The 16600-nt window shown below is 67.1% G+C and carries 18 protein-coding genes; 9 read left to right on the top strand and 9 right to left on the bottom strand.

Annotated features, from left to right (window positions below):
* Positions 1-8 precede the first annotated feature (8 nt).
* Both A5650_RS22775 and A5650_RS22770 read right to left on the bottom strand, forming a co-directional pair.
* A complete protein-coding gene (locus A5650_RS22775) occupies positions 9-452 on the bottom strand; it encodes a nuclear transport factor 2 family protein (protein WP_067297233.1) in 444 nt (147 codons plus the stop codon).
* Positions 442-2232 carry an N-acyl-D-amino-acid deacylase family protein gene (locus A5650_RS22770; protein WP_067297230.1) on the bottom strand — a complete coding sequence of 597 codons (1791 nt, stop codon included), beginning with the start codon at positions 2230-2232 and terminating at the stop codon, positions 442-444. The genes A5650_RS22775 and A5650_RS22770 overlap by 11 nt, the downstream gene beginning before the upstream one ends.
* A gap of 155 nt (positions 2233-2387) precedes the next feature.
* On the opposite strand from A5650_RS22770, the gene A5650_RS22765 reads away from it, so the two are divergent.
* Complete coding sequence (locus tag A5650_RS22765) at positions 2388-3299, top strand: dienelactone hydrolase family protein (RefSeq protein WP_067297226.1); 912 nt, start codon at positions 2388-2390, stop codon at positions 3297-3299.
* Between the two features lie 60 nt (positions 3300-3359).
* Positions 3360-3758, top strand: a complete 399-nt coding sequence (locus A5650_RS22760) for a hypothetical protein (protein ID WP_067297354.1) — start codon at positions 3360-3362, stop codon at positions 3756-3758.
* Between the two features lie 2 nt (positions 3759-3760).
* Here A5650_RS22760 and A5650_RS22755 read toward each other — a convergent pair whose 3' ends face one another.
* Positions 3761-4282: a winged helix-turn-helix domain-containing protein gene (locus tag A5650_RS22755; RefSeq protein WP_067297221.1), complete on the bottom strand. Its 522-nt coding sequence runs from the start codon at positions 4280-4282 to the stop codon at positions 3761-3763.
* Positions 4283-4344: 62 nt separating this feature from the next.
* The gene (locus A5650_RS22750; protein WP_067297218.1) at positions 4345-5094 is read right to left on the bottom strand and encodes a MetQ/NlpA family ABC transporter substrate-binding protein; all 750 of its coding nucleotides are present in this window, start codon (positions 5092-5094) and stop codon (positions 4345-4347) included.
* Positions 5095-5244: 150 nt separating this feature from the next.
* Between A5650_RS22750 and A5650_RS22745 the strand changes: the two genes are divergently transcribed.
* From A5650_RS22745 to A5650_RS22725, 5 genes are all read left to right on the top strand, one after another.
* Positions 5245-6678: an APC family permease gene (locus tag A5650_RS22745; protein ID WP_067297215.1), complete on the top strand. Its 1434-nt coding sequence runs from the start codon at positions 5245-5247 to the stop codon at positions 6676-6678.
* The gene (locus A5650_RS22740) at positions 6675-8009 is read left to right on the top strand and encodes a glutamine synthetase family protein (RefSeq protein ID WP_067297212.1); all 1335 of its coding nucleotides are present in this window, start codon (positions 6675-6677) and stop codon (positions 8007-8009) included. Before A5650_RS22745 ends, A5650_RS22740 begins: the two co-directional genes overlap by 4 nt.
* Entirely contained in the window at positions 8006-9226 is a 1221-nt protein-coding gene (locus A5650_RS22735) for an acyl-CoA dehydrogenase family protein (protein ID WP_082950896.1), read from the top strand. The genes A5650_RS22740 and A5650_RS22735 overlap by 4 nt, the downstream gene beginning before the upstream one ends.
* Positions 9227-9316: 90 nt before the next feature.
* A complete protein-coding gene (locus tag A5650_RS22730) occupies positions 9317-9793 on the top strand; it encodes a hypothetical protein (protein WP_067297209.1) in 477 nt (158 codons plus the stop codon).
* Positions 9790-10488, top strand: a complete 699-nt coding sequence (locus A5650_RS22725; protein ID WP_067297206.1) for an HAD family hydrolase — start codon at positions 9790-9792, stop codon at positions 10486-10488. Before A5650_RS22730 ends, A5650_RS22725 begins: the two co-directional genes overlap by 4 nt.
* A gap of 11 nt (positions 10489-10499) precedes the next feature.
* Here A5650_RS22725 and A5650_RS22720 read toward each other — a convergent pair whose 3' ends face one another.
* From A5650_RS22720 to A5650_RS22705, 4 genes are all read right to left on the bottom strand, one after another.
* A complete protein-coding gene (locus A5650_RS22720; protein ID WP_067297204.1) occupies positions 10500-11600 on the bottom strand; it encodes an Rv2629 family ribosome hibernation factor in 1101 nt (366 codons plus the stop codon).
* Between the two features lie 165 nt (positions 11601-11765).
* Entirely contained in the window at positions 11766-13076 is a 1311-nt protein-coding gene (locus tag A5650_RS22715) for a cytochrome P450 (protein ID WP_067297200.1), read from the bottom strand.
* Between the two features lie 62 nt (positions 13077-13138).
* A complete protein-coding gene (locus A5650_RS22710) occupies positions 13139-13642 on the bottom strand; it encodes a Cif family virulence factor (protein WP_067297197.1) in 504 nt (167 codons plus the stop codon).
* 227 nt (positions 13643-13869) lie between these two features.
* The gene (locus A5650_RS22705; protein ID WP_231992747.1) at positions 13870-14205 is read right to left on the bottom strand and encodes a hypothetical protein; all 336 of its coding nucleotides are present in this window, start codon (positions 14203-14205) and stop codon (positions 13870-13872) included.
* 123 nt (positions 14206-14328) lie between these two features.
* Between A5650_RS22705 and A5650_RS22700 the strand changes: the two genes are divergently transcribed.
* Positions 14329-15288, top strand: coding sequence for an alpha/beta hydrolase (locus A5650_RS22700; RefSeq protein ID WP_067297190.1), 960 nt, complete (start codon positions 14329-14331; stop codon positions 15286-15288).
* A 30-nt stretch (positions 15289-15318) separates the two neighbouring features.
* Here the strand turns inward: A5650_RS22700 and A5650_RS22695 are convergent, their stop codons facing one another.
* Positions 15319-15756, bottom strand: coding sequence for an SRPBCC family protein (locus tag A5650_RS22695; RefSeq protein WP_502687096.1), 438 nt, complete (start codon positions 15754-15756; stop codon positions 15319-15321).
* A 116-nt stretch (positions 15757-15872) separates the two neighbouring features.
* Between A5650_RS22695 and A5650_RS22690 the strand changes: the two genes are divergently transcribed.
* On the top strand, positions 15873-16600 hold a 728-nt coding region (locus A5650_RS22690; protein WP_067297182.1), incomplete at its 3' end, for a TIGR03854 family LLM class F420-dependent oxidoreductase.

Genomic DNA, 16600 nt, shown 5'->3' with positions numbered 1-16600 from the left:
CCGTCGCCTCAGATGAGGCCGGTCGCGTCGAACACCCACGACATATCGGCGTTGGCGAAGTCTTCCATCCAGGTGGGCGGAGCGTTGTTGGCCAGCGCGCCCATGTCCCAGTAGTCTTTCCACAGGGTGATCTTGCCGTTCTCGACGCGATGCACGGTGACGAACTGAAGCACGGCTGATTCGCCTGTGGGCCAATGCCATTCCTCGGAATGCTCGTACATGACGTCTGTGCCGTTGTCGACCATCAGCCCGGTGAAGTTCTCGTAGGAGGCCAGCGGCTCGAGGCCGATCTTGAGGCGCTTGACGATGTCCTCCGGGCCGCGCGCGGCGGCCGCCGGGCCCACGGGCATGTCGAGGTAGATGCAGTCGTCGGACAGGAAGGTCTTGACCTCCTTCCAGTCACGCGCCGACAGCGCCTTCCACATGCCGAGAACCGTATCCTCAACCGACACTGGTCAATTCACCTTCCTGTTGGGCGGGCGCAGGTGACTTGTGCGCTGCGCGCAGGAAACGCCCGGTCCGCCGTTGGCCGACAAGCTCGGTCGGCTTACCGTCCAGGAAGACAGCACGGCCGCCGACGAACACCGCCGCTACCGTCTCGTCGTTGCGGTTGACCATGCGCGACAGCCCGCCGTACTGATCGACGCGCTCCTCGGCGTAACTGTCCAGCGAGTCATCGAGGTGGGCGGGGTCGACGATCACGACGTCGGCCCGGTCGCCGATGCGCAGGTGGCCGGCGTCCAGCCGATACCAGTCGGCCAGCTCGCCGGTGAGCCGGTGCACTGCGTGTTCAATTGTCATGAACGGTTTCCCTGCGCGTTCGGCGCTGTGCACATGGCGAAGCAACCGCAACCCCATGTTGTAGAACGCCATATTGCGCAGGTGCGCGCCCGCGTCGGAGAAGCCCATCTGGATACCCGAGTCCGCCGCGAGCTTTTTGAGCACCTTGGGGCGGTGGTTGGAGATCGTGGTGCGCCAGCGCAACGCCGCGCCGTGTTCGAGCACCAGGTCGAGGAAAGCGTCGACGGGATGCACACCGCCCCGCTCCTGCCCGACCTGGCCGAATGACTTGCCGACGACCGAGGCGTCGGGGCACGCGACGATTTCGGCGTCGAAGAAGTCGCGCTGCCACACCCGAATACCGAGCTTGCTCTCGTACTCCTTGCGGAAGCGCCGACGATAGGCGGCGTCACGCATCAACTCATTTCGCTCGACTTCGTCGCGCAGGTGCAGCGCCGCCGCGCCCGCGCCGAACTCCTCGAAGACAACCAGATCGATGCCGTCGGCGTAGACCTCGAACGGAACGGGCAGATGCTGCCAGCGGAAGTTCCCGCCGAGCTTGTTGACCAGCCGGGCCGCCGGGCCCAGTGCGTGGATGCTGTACGGGTTCGACTTCACATCCGCGGCGGACAGCAGGCTGGTCTTGAGCGGATTGCGGACAATGCCGAGCGACTGCGCCAGCTGCGAGCCGAGGTTGAGCGGGTTCTGAATGTCGGGGCCCGACTGCAGGATTCGGCCGGTGCGTCGCAGCAGCGACTTCAGCCGGCGTAGCTCACGCGGTTTGGCGTACGTCGACGGGAGGGTCCTCGAGCGGCACACGTCACCGTCGAGCTTGTCGAACAGCAGTTGTTGCGAGGACATTCCGACGAATCCGGCCTTGAGCGCGTCGGACAGCCAGCGCTCCATCTGGGCCTGCTCGGCTTTCGTGGGGCGCTGGTCTTTGCGGGTGGCGCGATCGAGTCCCATCGTCGCGGCGCGCATGTCGGAGTGACCGATGAAGGCCGCGATGTTGGGGCCGAGTGGTCGCGACTCCAGCGCCTGGATGTATTCCTCACAGTTCGTCCACGTCTTGTGCTGCTCGATCGCGGAGATCACATGGTCGCGCGGGATCGCCTCTACCCGGCCGAAGATGTCGCCGGCGTCGCCGGCGTCGACGTGCACGGTGGACAGTGAGCAGGACCCGAGCATCACCGTGGTCACGCCGTGGCGCAGCGATTCGGCGAGGGCGGGCCCATTGAGCACTTCGACGTCGTAGTGGGTGTGGATGTCGAGCATGCCGGGCAGGATCCACTTGCCACTGGCGTCGATGACCTGCGGGCAGCCGATGGCGTCGAGTTCGTCGGGGCTGATCGCCACGATGTGCCCATCGCGGATGCCCAGGTTGCGGACCGCCGACGGGGCACCGGTGCCATCGAACCAGCGGCCGTTGCGGATGATCGTGTCGTAGGTCACCCCGTCATAGAACCGTCCGCCAATTAGCCTGTCAATCGAATCCGTGAACAGATCCGAGATTTTGTCTACTCACGCGACTGACATGCACTTATCAGTGCGGTTACCTGCCGCTGAGTGGGTTCCGGTGGCGTCGGCGCCGGGGCATACTCGCGGAGGTGACCCCTGTGCAGCGGTACATCGCCGAAGAAATTGCCACTGACCACGTCGATGGGTTGCTGTCCCGACGCGAAGCGCTGCGCCGGCTCGCGCTGCTGGGTATCGGCACCGCGGGGGCCACGGCGTTGTTCGCCGCATGCAGCCAGAACCGGGAGCCGACGACCGACGCCCCCGCCACGTCGACCGGCGCCGCCACCGCGAGCGCCCCGCCGCCCGGCAGCGAGAACACGGTGCCCACCACCCCGATCACCTGGGCCGGGCCGCGCGGCGAGCTGCAGGCCGCGTGGGCCGAAGCGCAGGAGCCACGCGGCGCCGTTCTCGTGATCCACGAGAACAAGGGCCTCAACGACCACATCCGCTCGGTCGCGGGCCGGTTCGCCGGAACCGGATACTCGGCGTTGGCGATCGACCTGCTCTCCGCTCAGGGCGGTACGGCGACCTTCGCCGACCCCGCCGAGGCGACGGCCGCGCTGGGCACGATCCCGCCGGAGGACGCCATCGCTGACCTGAAATCGGGAGTGGACGAACTGCAGCGGCGCGTACCCGGCAAGAAGGTCGCCGCCGTCGGCTTCTGTATGGGCGGTGGTTACGTGTGGCGGCTGCTGGCCGCCGGTGAACCCAGGCTGTCGGCCGCTGTGCCGTTCTACGGCCCGACGCCGGACAACCCCGACTTCTCTGGCTCTAAAGATGTTGCCGTGCTTGGCATTTACGCGGCGCAGGATCAGCGGGTCAACGCCACCGAGCCCGTCGCGCGGGCCGCGCTCGAGAAGGCGGGCCTGGTCTTCGAGTTGGTCACCGAACCCGACGCCAACCACGCGTTCTTCAACAACACAGGGGAGCGGTACAACGCGTCGGCCGCGGCCGACGCGTGGCGCCGCGTGCAGGACTGGCTAAGCCGCTACCTGGCCTGATGTCGTGATCACGCCAAAAAGGCGGCACATGAGGACGCGGTGGTGGCCTACGATCCGAAGATGATCAGGTCGCTGATGGTCGCGGTCTTCACCCTCGCCTGGAGCTGTCTGTCGGTGACCGCGCTGGCGGACGCCGACCCGGCCGATCCGCCGTGCACCTTCACGCTCTCGGCACCCCACGTCGTCCAGGTGTCGGGTACCGACATGGTCGCGGTGACGATGACGCCTGCGGACTGCAACGGCGGCACGCCGTATCAGTCGGTCGCTTGCGTCGAACTCCAGGGCAGCCCGGGGCCGCAACGATGCGAGCAGAACAACGGGCTACTGACTGCGCTGGCGTATTACTCGCCGTACCAACCGGGCGCCACCTATGTGGCCACCGGCCGAGGCTGCGCGACGGCGGGCAATCCTCCCGAACCGGTCTGCCGGCCGTGGGGACCGTTAACCGCCACGCTCTAGCCTCACGCCGCGACGTACACCTCGGGTCCGGGATCGAAGCGGTACCCGCGGCCGCGGATCGTCGTCAGAACGCCGGCGAACCGGCCGAGTTTGGCTCGTATCCGACGGATGTGGGTGTCGACGGTCCGCCGTGAATCACCTGGCGCCCAGTCGTGCCAGACCTGGGCGATCAGCTCGTCGCGCGAAACGACGGCGCCCGGCCGGCTTGCGAAGTGGCACAGCAATTCGAACTCGCGGTAGGTCATCCTCACACACTGCCCGTCGACACGTACCTCCCGCGCGGTCCGGTCGATCGACAATCCGGTGGCCGGTCGGGGCCGGTGACGCGACGTAGAGGCGCGGGTGATAACCGCCTCGCGCACGCGGACACCGGGAATCGACGTGGCGATGAGGCGTCCGTACTCATCCGCGAGATACGCTGTGCGGTCCGCTGATACGGGCGAGTCGTCGGGGATATCAAAAACCAGCACCACATGAAGCTCGGCGGCGGGCGGGCCCTGCCGTTGCGAGGCGGACTGGTACACCCCATCACTGTCATCGCCCCCGATCGCGCGGCACAGCTTTTCGCTCGCCCTGAGCACAAGGCCTAGAACGCCGCCAGCACCTGACCCGCGTACGTGGTGGTGATGAATTCGCGGGTCGATTCGCAGTTCAGCGCGTGGGCCAGCGTGCGCACCGCGGCGCTGTCATGGTTGTCGGGTCTGGCCACCAGATATTCGGAGTACGCGAGATTTCCGCGGTCGCAGTGCAGGGCACTGCCGATGTCGACGCCCCATTCCATCGCCTGGTTGCCGAACAGAAAGACCACGTCGAAGTCCTTGCGCAGTCCGCCCAGCGTCCAACTGGTCAGCTTCTTGAAAATCAGCCGGCGCGGGTTGGCCCGGATGTCGGTCAAATCCACGAGGCCCTTGCGCGCACGAACACACTCGATCAGCCCCAGGTCGTCGAGCATCACCAGCGACCGGTCGATGTTGACCGGGTCCGACGGCAGCGCCACTTCGGCGTACTCGGGAATGGCAGCCAGGTCGGCGATCTCGGTGGAGTACAACCCAAACGGTTCGATGTGCACCGGCACGACCGGCACCAGGAGGTTTCCCGTGCGACGGTTGAAATCGTCCAGGAACGGCAGGTACTGGAAGAAGTTCGCGTGCAGGCGCCCCGCGGCGAGCAGCTCGTTGGGTTCGTCGAAGCTCTCGAATATCTCGATCTGCAGGTCGATGTCGTGCCGCGCCAGCAGATCCCGCGCATGATCGAGGATCTCGGCGTGCGGCACCGGTGTGGCGCCCACCCGCAGCGGGCACCCCCTGGCCCGCACCGCTCGCACAGAGCTGCTCACCGCCCGAAGACTACAGAGGCGGCCGAGGTGTGCAAGTCAGCCCGAATGTGTCCAATTGTTACGACCTAGGACTCACGGTGACTCCAGATGTGGTGCCACGCAGCGCGTTATCCCTATCGTGCCCGTAACTACCACCGAAGGACGCAGTACATGTCTGAAATCGTCGCTCCACCAGAGGCTTTGAGCGAGAAGGTCGGAGCTCCCGCACGCAAGCTGCGGGGCAATCTCGGAGTGCCGGCAATCGTGTTCATGGTCGTTGCCGCGGCGGCACCGCTCGGCGTGATCGGCGGGGTCGTCCCGCTGGGGCTGGCGTCGGGCAACGGCGCCGGCTTCCCCGCGACCTTCGTCGCCGCCACAATCGTGCTGCTGTTCTTCGCGGTCGGTTTCACCGCCCTGACTCCCTACGTCGAGGAGGCCGGGGCGTTCTTCTCCTATGTCCGCAAGGCTCTGGGTTTTCCGGTCGGCATCGGCATCGCGTTCGTCGCACTCCTGAGCTACGTCGCGCTGGAGGCCGGCGTCTACGGCCTGCTCGGCCCGGCAGGCGTGAGCGTCGTCGAATTGTTCGGCGGCCCCACCGTTCCGTGGTGGTTGTTCGCCGCGGTCGCCTTCGTGGTCACCACCTATCTCGGTTACCGCAACATCGAGCTGTCCAGCCGGGTGCTCGCCGTGCTCCTGACCGCGGAGATCGCGATCGTGTTGGTCCTCGACCTGGTGATCGTCGTGCGGGGCGGCGATCACGGGCTGTCCAGCGGCATCGTCAACCCGAACGCCATCTTCTCCGGCTCGTTGGGCATCGGATTGTTGTTCGCACTGATCAGTTACGTCGGGTTCGAAGCCACCGCGATTTTCCGGGATGAGGCTCGCACCCCGGAACGCACCATCCCGCGAGCCACCTACGCCGCCTTGATCCTCATCGGCGTGTTCTATGCGGTCACCTCCTGGGCGCTGATCTCGGGCTGGGGCGACGAGCAGGCCATCACCCAGGCCACCGAGGCCGGCGGAACATTTTTGGCCGACACCGCCCAGCGCTACATCGGCCTCGTCGGCAGCGACATCATCACCGTGCTGTATTTCACCAGCCTGTTCGCCTGCATCCTGGCTTTCCACAACGTCGCGTCGCGTTACGTGTTCGCACTGTCGCAGCGCGACGTGCTTCCCGCGTCGTTGAGCTATCCGCACACCAAACACGGCTCGCCGCACCAGGCTTCGCTGTGGATCTCCGGTGTCGTCGCGGTGAGTATCGCGCTGGCGGTGGTCTTCAAGCTCGACCCGGCCGCGCAGTTCTACACCTGGTTCGCCGGCACGACGACCGTCGGATTCGTGGTGCTGCTGATCGCCACGTCGGTTTCGGTTCTGGTGTTCTTCGCTCGCGATCGGCGGGGCCATTCACAGTGGCGGGTGCGTATCGCACCGGCGCTGGGGCTTGTCGGGCTGACCGCGGCGCTGGTGCTGATCCTCGCCAACCTGAGGGATCTGGTGGGTGGTTCGAGCATCCTCGCCTGGATCGTCATCGGGCTGCTGGTCGGCTCCTTCGCCGTCGGCACAGTCGTCGGCACCCGCGTCGGGGAGCGGGCCCACACATGACGCAGACGATCGAATCCGCTTCGGCGGCCGAGCGAGAACTGCTGGCCCGCCTCGACGACGGCTCCCTGACCGAGATCGAGGTGGCGTGGAGCGATCCGTTCGGCCACGCGCAGGGCAAGCGCATCCCGGCGGCTCAGTTCCTCGAACGCGCGCGCGGCGCCGGGTTCGCGTTCTGCGAGGCGTCGCTGGGCTGGAACACCGACGGAACCGTGATCGACTCGTTGCGGCTCACGAACTGGGACGGCGGCTATCCCGACGTGTACGCCGTACCCGACCTGACCACCTTCCGCGCACTGCCGTGGCGGCCCGGCGTCGGCCATGTCATCGCCGATATCGTTGCGCACGACCGCAACCCGTCGCTACTGGATCCGCGCGCCATCCTGCGGCGGGTGCTGGCGCGGCTCGCCACCCACGGCTACACGGCCAAGGTGGGCGTGGAACTGGAGTTCTACCTGCTCGACCCCGACGGGTCGCCGTTTCAACACGACATCCACGCCTACTCGCTGGAGAACGCCAACGCGCTCGACCCGCTGATCACCGACCTATACGAAACCCTCGGCGCTTTCACCCGATTGGAGGGCATCCAGACCGAGTACGGCCCGGGGCAGGTCGAAACGAACCTCGTCTACACCGACGCGCTCGAGGCGGCCGATGACGCCGCGCGGCTCAAGTACGCCGCCAAGGAGGTGGCCCGCAAACACGGCAAACTGGCGTCCTTCATGCCCAAGCCGTTCACCGAGCACTCCGGCAGTTCCGCCCATCTGCACATCTCGTTGTGGCGCGACGGCGCACCGGCTTTCGCGCCGGTCGACGGCGGCGAGAACGACCTGGCGCTGCGGGCGATCGCGGGACTGCTCGAGCATCTACCGTCGATCACATTGTTCGGTGCCCACTCGGTGAACGCCTACCGTCGCTTCGCACCCGATTCGTTCGCCCCCACGACGGTGACGTGGAGCCGCGACAATCGCAGTGCCGCGGTGCGCTCCCTGGTCGAGTCCGATCCGAACGCCACCCGGATCGAATTGCGTAGCGGTGCCTCTGATTCGAATCCCTACTGGCTGGTCGCCTCGGCGCTAGCCGCGGTGGTCGCCGGTATCGAGGCGGGCCGCACACCGGCCGAGCGCGGCGACGGCAATCTCTACGGCAGCGGAGCACCGCTGCCGGAGTCCCTCGGGGTGGCGCTGGCGTTGGCCACACAGGACGACACGATCACGGAGATCCTCGGTGCGGATTCCGTGCACGACTTCGCCGCGATCGCCCGCAGCGAGTGGGAGCAGTACATCGGCCATGTCAGCGACTGGGAACGCCGACGCTATCTGGCCAGTTCATGACGCACGCACCGCGGCCCGCGTTCGTCGACGATATGTTGGGTGGCTCCACGGAAGACAGGTTGGCAAGGTTGCCGCCGATCGTCGACGACCTCAGCAAGGCCGACGCGGAGGCCGAACGTGAGCGGGTGCTGCAGTACGACGCCGTCGAGCGCCTGCGTCACGCCGGCCTTCTCGGCCTGCGGGTTCCCGTCCGCTACGGCGGGCCCGGAGCGAGCGCGCGCCAAGTGCTCTCCACTGTCATCGCGATCGCCCGCGGTAGTTCCAATGTGGCACAGGCCCTTCGGCCGCACTTCGGGTTCGCCGAGCGGCTTCTGAGCAACCGGGCCACCGAGGCCGACCGGGAACACTGGTTTCCGCGGATCAACGACGGCGCGGTCTTCGGCAACGCCATCACCGACGGCAACGGCAAATCGCCGTCGAGTTCGGAAACCCGCCTCGTTGCCGACGCCGACGGTGTCCTGCGACTCAACGGCTACAAATTCTATTCCACCGGAACGCTTTTTGCCGACCTCATCGCGGTTTCCGCCGTTGACGCCGACGGCAGGGACCTGCAGGCGATCATCCCGGCCGATCGTGACGGCGTCGAACTCTACGACGATTGGGACGGTTTCGGTCAGCGCGCCACGGCCAGTGGCGGCACCCGGTTCACCGACGTGATCGTGCACCCGGTGGAGGTGACCACCGTGTCCGACGGCAAGCGCCTCGGACACGGCACGGCGTTTCTGCAGTTGTATCTGGCTGCCGTGACGGCGGGTATCGCACATGCCGTCACCGACGACGCGGTCACATACGTGCGGACGAAGGCGCGTCCGGCGTCGCACTCATTGGCCGACTCGGCATCCGGAGATCCGTTCGTGTTGGAGGCGGTCGGCAGCATCGCCGCCGACGCCGCCGCCGTCGAAGCGCTCGTTCTTGCCGCCGCCGATGAGATCGACGAGGTGGTCGACCGCGGCAGGCAGAATGATCCCGACTCCCTGGCCGAACTGGCGATCGCGGTGGCCAAAACGCAGTTGGTCACGGAACGTCTGGCCTTGGGGGCCGCCGTGCGGTTGTTCGACACCGGAGGAGCGTCGGCCACCGCACGATCGCGCAACCTCGACCGGCATTGGCGCAACGTCCGAACGATCGCCAGCCACAGTCCATTGGCCTACAAGGCTCACGCCGCCGGCAATTACGCGGTCAACGGCGTCTGGCCACCCGCCAACGGCTACTTCTGAGCGCACGCCGTTTAGGCACGGTCCCGCCCGGGCACACGCAGAATTAGCGGGTTCGTCAATGAGCCGGCTCGACAAATCAGAGGAGCCGACATGGATAGCAACGTCATCGTGTGGATCATCGTCGCCATCGCTGTCATCGCCGCCATCGTGCTGGTGGCGGTCCTGGCACGCAATGCACGCAACAAGCGCCGTCGCCTCGAGGCCGAGCGGCTCCGCACCGAGGTCGACCAGAAGTCGCAGCATCTCCAGAAGCGCGAGACCGTGGCTCAGGAAACCGAGGCACGCGCCCGCGCCGCGCAGGCCGAGGCGGAGGCGAAAGCGGCTGAGGCGGCGCGACTGCAGGATGCGGCGCGTACGCACCGCGACGCGGTGAACACCAAGCGCGACGAACTCGACGAACAGCGCGCCCGCGCCGATGCCCTGGACCCGAAGACCCGCGCGTCCGAACCGGTCGCGGATGTGACGCATGCCAAGACCGACGGTGTACGAGACGATTTCACAGCGCGGCCCGATCACACCCGGGCCCCCGATCACACCCGGGCTCCCGAGCAGCAGCACCGGCCGTGACCGGCGAAGCCAAGACCGCCTCGGCCGTCCTGTTCGACATCGACGGCACGCTGGTCGACTCGAACTACCTGCACGTGCACGCGTGGTACCGGGCGTTCGAGGAGGCCGGCCACCCGGTCGAGGCCTGGCGCATCCACCGCTCCATCGGAATGGACGGTACGACGCTCGTCGAGACACTGGCGGCGAACGCCGATGCGGAGGCTCGCAGCCAGGCCAAGGACCTGCACTCGCGTTACTACAAGGAACTGGCGCCGCACCTCAAACGGTTGCCGGGCGCCCGCGAGTTGCTTGAGGCGGTGCACAAACTCGACATCCGGGTCGTGTTGGCAACCTCGGCGCCCGAGGAGGAGCTGTCGATACTGCGCGAGGTGCTCGACAGCGATCACCTGGTGTACGCGGTGACCTCGTCGGAGGATGTCGACACCGCCAAACCCGAACCCGACATCGTCGAGATCGCGCTTCAACGCGCCGGTGTCCCTGCTGCACACGCCGTATTCGTCGGTGACACCGTCTGGGACGTGGAGGCCTGTAGGCGCGCAGGCGTGGACAGCATCGGGGTGCTCAGCGGGGGAGTTTCCCGCGGAGAGCTCGAAAAGGCCGGAGCGCAACGCGTTTTCGAGCATCCGCTGGATCTCTGCCAGCATCTCGACGACACCTCGATCGCCGCGTTGGCCAACATCGTCGGAGCCCGCTGACCGTAAGGGCGTCAGCGGGGCAGCGCGTAACGCAGGATCGCTGCGACGCCGTCGGCCGGATCGATGCGCTCGTCGGTGCGGATCAGTGCGGCGCCGGTGGCGATCGCGGCCATCGGCAGCGCCTCGTCGGCCCGCAGGGTCTGGCTGGGAGCGGTTCCAAGCTCGGACAGCACATCGGCGTTCGGCGCGACCGTGGTGAGGTCGTCGCCCGCGACGACAGTCGCATCCCCGACGTCGCCGATGATCAGGGTCTCCACCGCACCCGCACGCAACGCGGCCGTGACGCCGTCCAGACCCTCGGTCGCCATGCCCTCCCCGCGCCCGAGTTCGGCTGTCAGGCGTTTCGCGGCGTCGTCGATCTCGGCCACCCGGCGCCGCTGGAACTCCTGGTCGATTTCGTGTCGCAAATTCGCGTCGTCGAATCCGCTGTGGCGTGCGCCGACGTTCACGTCGACGACCCGCGAGGCCACCCGCTCGGGTAGTTGGGCGGTGAGGTCGGTGCGGGACTGCACCTCGCCGACGACGAAAACGACCGCGGGATTCGCGTCGTCGACCAGCGAGGTCAGCTGGCTTGCGACCGCGCGGATGTTCTGTTGTCGCGCGCCCTCACTGGCCCGTTGCGGATCGCCGTATCCCGGCGATTCGGCACCCGACGCCTTGTGCACCGGATACGCGTCGCCGTCTACGGTGTCCGACACGGCGGTGCCCTCGCGAAACAGCGTGATGTCGCCACCTTCGTGGTCGACGATGACGACCGCGTACGTCGGCCGGTCGAGTCCGTGTTCGACGACGGGGACGATGTAGGGCAGCGCCGAGACGCGGACGACGGGATCGATGGGGCGGATCAGGTGTTCGTCGACGAGCACACCGTCGGCGCTGGCCACGACGGCGCGGCCGCTCGGCCCCACCGGGGGAGCCGCATCCGAGACGGCCTGCTCGATGCTCTCCGTCACCGCCGGATCGGCGCCTTGGCGCTCCAGCTGTTCGCGCAGCGAGCGCCACTTCAGTTCCATCTGGGCGGCCGCGTCGGCGGTGTTGTGGGAGTCGTCGAAGTACACCGACGCGTAGGGGCCGTTCGAGGTCAACAGGGTACGAAAGTGATCGGGATGCATGGCCGTCGGTTACCCGTGCAGGAGCTGACAACACAAGCTTTCGGAGTCTCCGTCGAGCGCGCCCGAGCCTCGGGCGCTCCCAGGGCTGCTCAACGGGTTGATTGCCCTCACCTGGCCCGTGGGATCAACCCGATAACGGTAGATACCGCCCAGTTGAGCGTGGACTCAGCGCGGCGGCGTCCAGGACACCGGTAAGCGCTTGATCCCGTGAATGAACGGCGACAGCAACCGCGCCGGTTCCTCGGTGGCGGCGATGTCGGGTATCTGCCGGTGCAACTCCTCGAACACGACGCTGATCTCGCGCCGAGCGAGGTTGGCGCCCAGGCAGAAATGCGCCCCTCCGCCGCCGAAACCGGCGTGGGGGTTCGGGTTGCGTGTCACGTCGAACCTCCAGGGGTCGGCGAACTTGCCCTCGTCCCGGTTCGCCGAGCAGTACCAGAGGGTCGCCTTGTCGCCCGCGGCCATCTTGACCCCGCTGAGTTCGCAGTCCTCGGTGAGCGTGCGGCGCATGTAGTTCACCGGGAACGCCCACCGGACGATCTCCTCCACCGCGGTCGGGGCGACGGCCTCGTAATCGGCCCACCAACGCTCACGCTCACCGGGATAGCGTGTCAGCGCCAGCACGCCGTGGCTGATCGCATTGCGGGTCGTCTCGTTGCCCGCCACCACCAACAAGATGAAGAACGACGCGATCTCGGCCGACGTCAAGCGCTCACCGTCGACCTCGGCCTCCACCAGCGCAGTGGTGAGGTCCTCATGGGGGTGAGTGCGACGGTCCTCGGCGTGCGCTGTCGCATACGCGCCGATGTCGATCGCGACCTTGACGAACTCCTCGTAATCCTGGGCGATGTCCTTGTCCCCGAACCCGAGGATGACGTTGGTCCAGTGAAAGACCTGCTGATGGTCGTCCTCCGGGATGCCCATCATGTCGCAGATGACCTGCAGCGGCAGCGGTCCGGCCAGCTCCGCGACGACTTCACCGTGGCCGTCCGGATGTTCGGCGATCATCGTCTCGACCAGGCGGCGCGCCCGGTCGCGGACCGAGGCCTCGGTGCGCGCCACCACCCGCGGGGTGAACGCCCGGCTGACGATGTTGCGCAGCCGGAGGTGTCGCGGGTCGTCGGTGACGATCATCGAGCCGAAGTACTCGCTCAACTCCGGATTCGCGTCGTTGATCGTGATGCTCGGGCTCGAGCTGAAGATGTGCGGATGCCTGCTGGCGTACCAGACGTCGTCGAACCTGGTCAGCGCCCAGTGGCCCGGGCCTTCCTCCACCCCCGGTGTGTCCAACGGCTTGTGGAACGACACCGGCGCCTCGCGGCGCAGCGTGGCGAAGGCGCCGTCGCGGAAGTCGTCGGGCTTGACCCAGAAGCTCCACGAGCCGAGATCGACCTCGGACAGCGGCACCTCGGGCGGAGGGGCGCCGTTGTCCCGGACCAGATGCGCGCCGAACGTGGGCGGTGTAGCGGTGTCCACCCGTCCGAGGGTAGGCCGATATCCGCACGGGGACGGCGATTCGGAAGCAGTGGTCAAATTGACTACGGCAACTGCCAGTTCATGTTCTTGGCGAATACGCGGGCGTCGTCGGAGAGGGTGCCGAGTTCGTGACAGCGCTGGATGTAGCCCTGCACCATCACCAGGAAATTCATCGGGTTGTAGGCGTCCTCTTCGTAGCTCCACTTACCGTCACCGGCGTACCGCAGCACGGTGATCACCGGGGTGCCGTGCACGCTGCCGTCGCCGGGATCCTTCATCGTGTTGACGTTGCGGTTGATCACCCAGCCCTTGTCAACGTCGATCGAATACCACTCGACCGGGTAGAAGGGCATCTCGCTGCCGGGGAACATGTTCATCGTCGAGACGATCCAGTCACGGATGGTCTCCCGGCCCGACATGTTGCCGAGGGCATGTTCGACGTAGGTCGCGTCCTCGGTGAAGTGATCGGCATAGCTCGACCAGTCCCACGTCGTACCGATGTCGACCACCGCGTCCTGATAGGCGTGAAACGCCTCGTCGATCTCATCACGTGACCACTGACCCATCGGAGGCTCCCTCGGCTCGCGGCTGAACAGGCACCGTTCTATCAAAGGTGTCGGCGTCGCCGCGGCGGATTCACGAGACAGTCAAAGTCCGCGTCTGCGACCAGATCCGGTCCCAGGGCTCCCGGCGCTCGGTCATCAAGTACGCCCGCATTTCGTCGCCGAAGTCGCCGACGACCCGCACGTCGGCGAAGAAGGGGCGTAGGACGTCCGGCTCCCGGCCGAGAGCATCAGCGTGGTACCGGCGACGCCCGCGAAATCGATGATCTGCACCGCGATACTGCGGCCAGTGCGGTCCGGATCGCGGTGGCTTGCGCGGCGGCGGTCAAACCTTGTGCGCGACGGTCACATCCGAGTTCGCGCGCGATCAGGCCGGCGAGCACCACGGTGCCTGCGGTAGCGAGCACCACGGGAATGCGCAGGGCGATGAGCGATCCCGGCGCGAGGGTGTCCACCGCCGCGGCGAGCGCCGCGGCGATAGGCGGTTGATCTGCCGAGCCCCAGTCGAGATGGTTGCGGCCGATGGCCAGCATGTACACCTCGTCGAACCAGTAATCCTTTCCCAAAACCCCTGCAACACAGTGCACTACAGCGGTCACCGCCGCGATCGGCCCCACAACAGCGGAGGCAAAGGGGTAGATGGGTCGAAGTCGCGTCGCAACCACGCCCGGCCACGATAGTGTGCCCGCATGGCCCTCGGCATCGACGCCCAGATACTCGAGGAGATGGCGCCGCTGCTTGCCGCGGTCGGCGACGTCGACCCGGCCCCGGTCGGTGATGTGGAGACGCGGCGCGTCAACGGTCACCGCATGTTCGACACCGTCGCGGGGCAACGAGCCGCCGCCGCCGGTGTGGAGGTCACACAGCACTCGTTGACCACCGACGACGGCGCGACGCTGGCGCTCGGTTGGTATCACCGCAGCGGGGAACAGCCGGGCAGCGCGGCGCTGTACCTGCACGGCGGAGGAATGATCTTCGGGCTCGAACACATCGGGCGCATCTACGACCTCGCTGTGCGCGACTACGTCGCGGCGTCCGGGGTGCCGATGCTGGTCGTCGACTACCGCGTGGCGCCCGAGCATCCGCACCCCACACCGGTCGAGGACTGCTACGCCGCGCTGCGCTGGCTGGCCGCGAACGCCGCCACGCTGGGCGTCGGCCCCGACCGGATCGCGGTGATGGGCGACAGCGCGGGAGGGGGCCTGGCCGCGGCGGTGTGCCTTCTGACCCGCGACCGCGGCGGGCCGGCGGTCGCACAACAGATCCTGATCTACCCGATGCTCGACGACCGCGCCGCGACACCCGATTCCAGCCTGCTGCCGTACCTGACGTGGACCTACGACGACAACGTCACCGGGTGGGGCGCGCTTCTGGGTGCCGACGCGGGGTCGGACTCGGTATCGCCGTACGCGGCGCCCGCACGCGCCACGGACCTCAGCGGACTGCCCGACACCTACCTCGACGTCGGCGATCTCGACATTTTCCGCAACGAGGACATCTCCTATGCCACCCGCCTCGCCGACGCCGGGGTTCCCACCGAACTGCACGTCTATCCGGGCTGCCCGCACGCATTCGAAGCGGTGGCGCGTTCCGCAGGCGTGTCGAAGCGCGCGCTCAGCGATCGCGTGCGGCGCCTGCGCAGTCTCTGATCCTGTTGGAGGACAACGGTTCCGTCGCGCCTAATCGTCGGGCGACTCGACCACGGCCTTGATGCGCTCGAGTGTCTTGCGCATATCGCGAATATTGCGCCGCCGGCGCAGCTGACCACCGAAGACCGAGAACAACTTCATCAACATCGAGTCGTTGAGCCGGAACGACTCGGTGACGTCGGTTCCGCCCTCGACTGGGGTGAGCCGGTAGTGCCAGTTGTTCACCGGCTTGTCGCCGAGCAGAACCGCGAAACCGAACTCTCGACCGGGTCCGCAGGCCGTCACCTCGCACGTGGTCCAGTAGACGGGCCCGATTTCGTTGCGCTTCACGTGACCGCGGAACCGCGCGCCCAGCGCCGGGCCGGTCGCGCCGCCGAGCCACTCGGCCTCCATCACCTCGGGGGAGAACTTGCCGGTATTGCGCACATCGGCGATCAGGTCCCAGATCCGCTCCGCCGGTGCCGCCATCGACACCGTCACCGCTCCGTCCACCGCTTCCTCGCTCTCTCGCAAGCGTTTTCGCAACCCTAGCGCCCGGTCGGCCGAATGCGTCGCGAATGTCTGATAAGTAGGATGGCGAGAACGTGAAAATTCGATTCGGGATCGGACTCGGCGCCGACGTCGGCCCGCACCAGCTGCCGGACATCGTCGACCACCTGGAAGACACCGGCGTGGACTCACTGTGGTTCTCCGAGCTCGTGTACTCCGAGGCCGTCGACCCGTTCGTCGGGATGTCCTTCGCCCTGGCCCGCACCGGCAGCCTGAAGGTCGGTACGTCGGTCGCGGTGCTGCCGGGGCGGCATCCGGTCCTCGTCGCCAAGCAGTTGGCCTCGCTCGCGGCGCTGGCACCCAAAAGGGTGCTGCCGGTCTTCGGACTGCGCTCGGCCATCGCCGCGGAACGGCAGATCTTCGTGGTGCCCGACGGGGCGCGGGCCGCGGTGTTCGACGAGGCACTGCGGCTGCTCCGTGCGGTGCTCGAACACGAAGACGTCTCGTTCGACGGCGATTACTACTCGGTTCGCTCGGCTGCGGTGGCGCCGCGCTCCGCCAAGCCGCTCGACATCTGGCTGGGCGGATCGGCACCGGCAGCGTTCCGGCGCATCGGCCGCCTGGGCGACGGCTGGCTGGGCAGCTTCGTCACACCAGCCGAGGCGCATCGGGCCAGGGAGGCGATCCAACGAGCGGCCGACGAAGCGGGGCGTGAGGTCGAGGCAGACCACTTCGGCATCAACCTGGCCGTCGCCGACGGCGAGCCGGCGCCGGAACTGCTGGCCGCGGTCAGACAGCGTAGGCCGGACGTCGATCCCTCCGA

This window comes from Mycobacterium sp. 1164985.4 (assembly GCF_001668575.1).
Classification (GTDB): domain Bacteria; phylum Actinomycetota; class Actinomycetes; order Mycobacteriales; family Mycobacteriaceae; genus Mycobacterium.
This window is presented reverse-complemented; position numbering and strand designations above follow the sequence as displayed.

Excerpts from the sequence above, each read along its gene's own strand:
- A5650_RS22760 (WP_067297354.1), top strand. The coding sequence starts at position 3,360 with ATGATCAGGTCGCTGATGGTCGCGGTCTTCACCCTCGCCTGGAGCTGT.
- A5650_RS22745 (WP_067297215.1), top strand. The coding sequence starts at position 5,245 with ATGTCTGAAATCGTCGCTCCACCAGAGGCTTTGAGCGAGAAGGTCGGA.
- A5650_RS22740 (WP_067297212.1), top strand. The coding sequence starts at position 6,675 with ATGACGCAGACGATCGAATCCGCTTCGGCGGCCGAGCGAGAACTGCTG.
- A5650_RS22735 (WP_082950896.1), top strand. The coding sequence starts at position 8,006 with ATGACGCACGCACCGCGGCCCGCGTTCGTCGACGATATGTTGGGTGGC.
- A5650_RS22730 (WP_067297209.1), top strand. The coding sequence starts at position 9,317 with ATGGATAGCAACGTCATCGTGTGGATCATCGTCGCCATCGCTGTCATC.
- A5650_RS22720 (WP_067297204.1), bottom strand. The coding sequence starts at position 11,600 with ATGCATCCCGATCACTTTCGTACCCTGTTGACCTCGAACGGCCCCTAC.
- A5650_RS22710 (WP_067297197.1), bottom strand. The coding sequence starts at position 13,642 with ATGGGTCAGTGGTCACGTGATGAGATCGACGAGGCGTTTCACGCCTAT.
- A5650_RS22700 (WP_067297190.1), top strand. The coding sequence starts at position 14,329 with ATGGCCCTCGGCATCGACGCCCAGATACTCGAGGAGATGGCGCCGCTG.
- A5650_RS22695 (WP_502687096.1), bottom strand. The coding sequence starts at position 15,756 with ATGGCGGCACCGGCGGAGCGGATCTGGGACCTGATCGCCGATGTGCGC.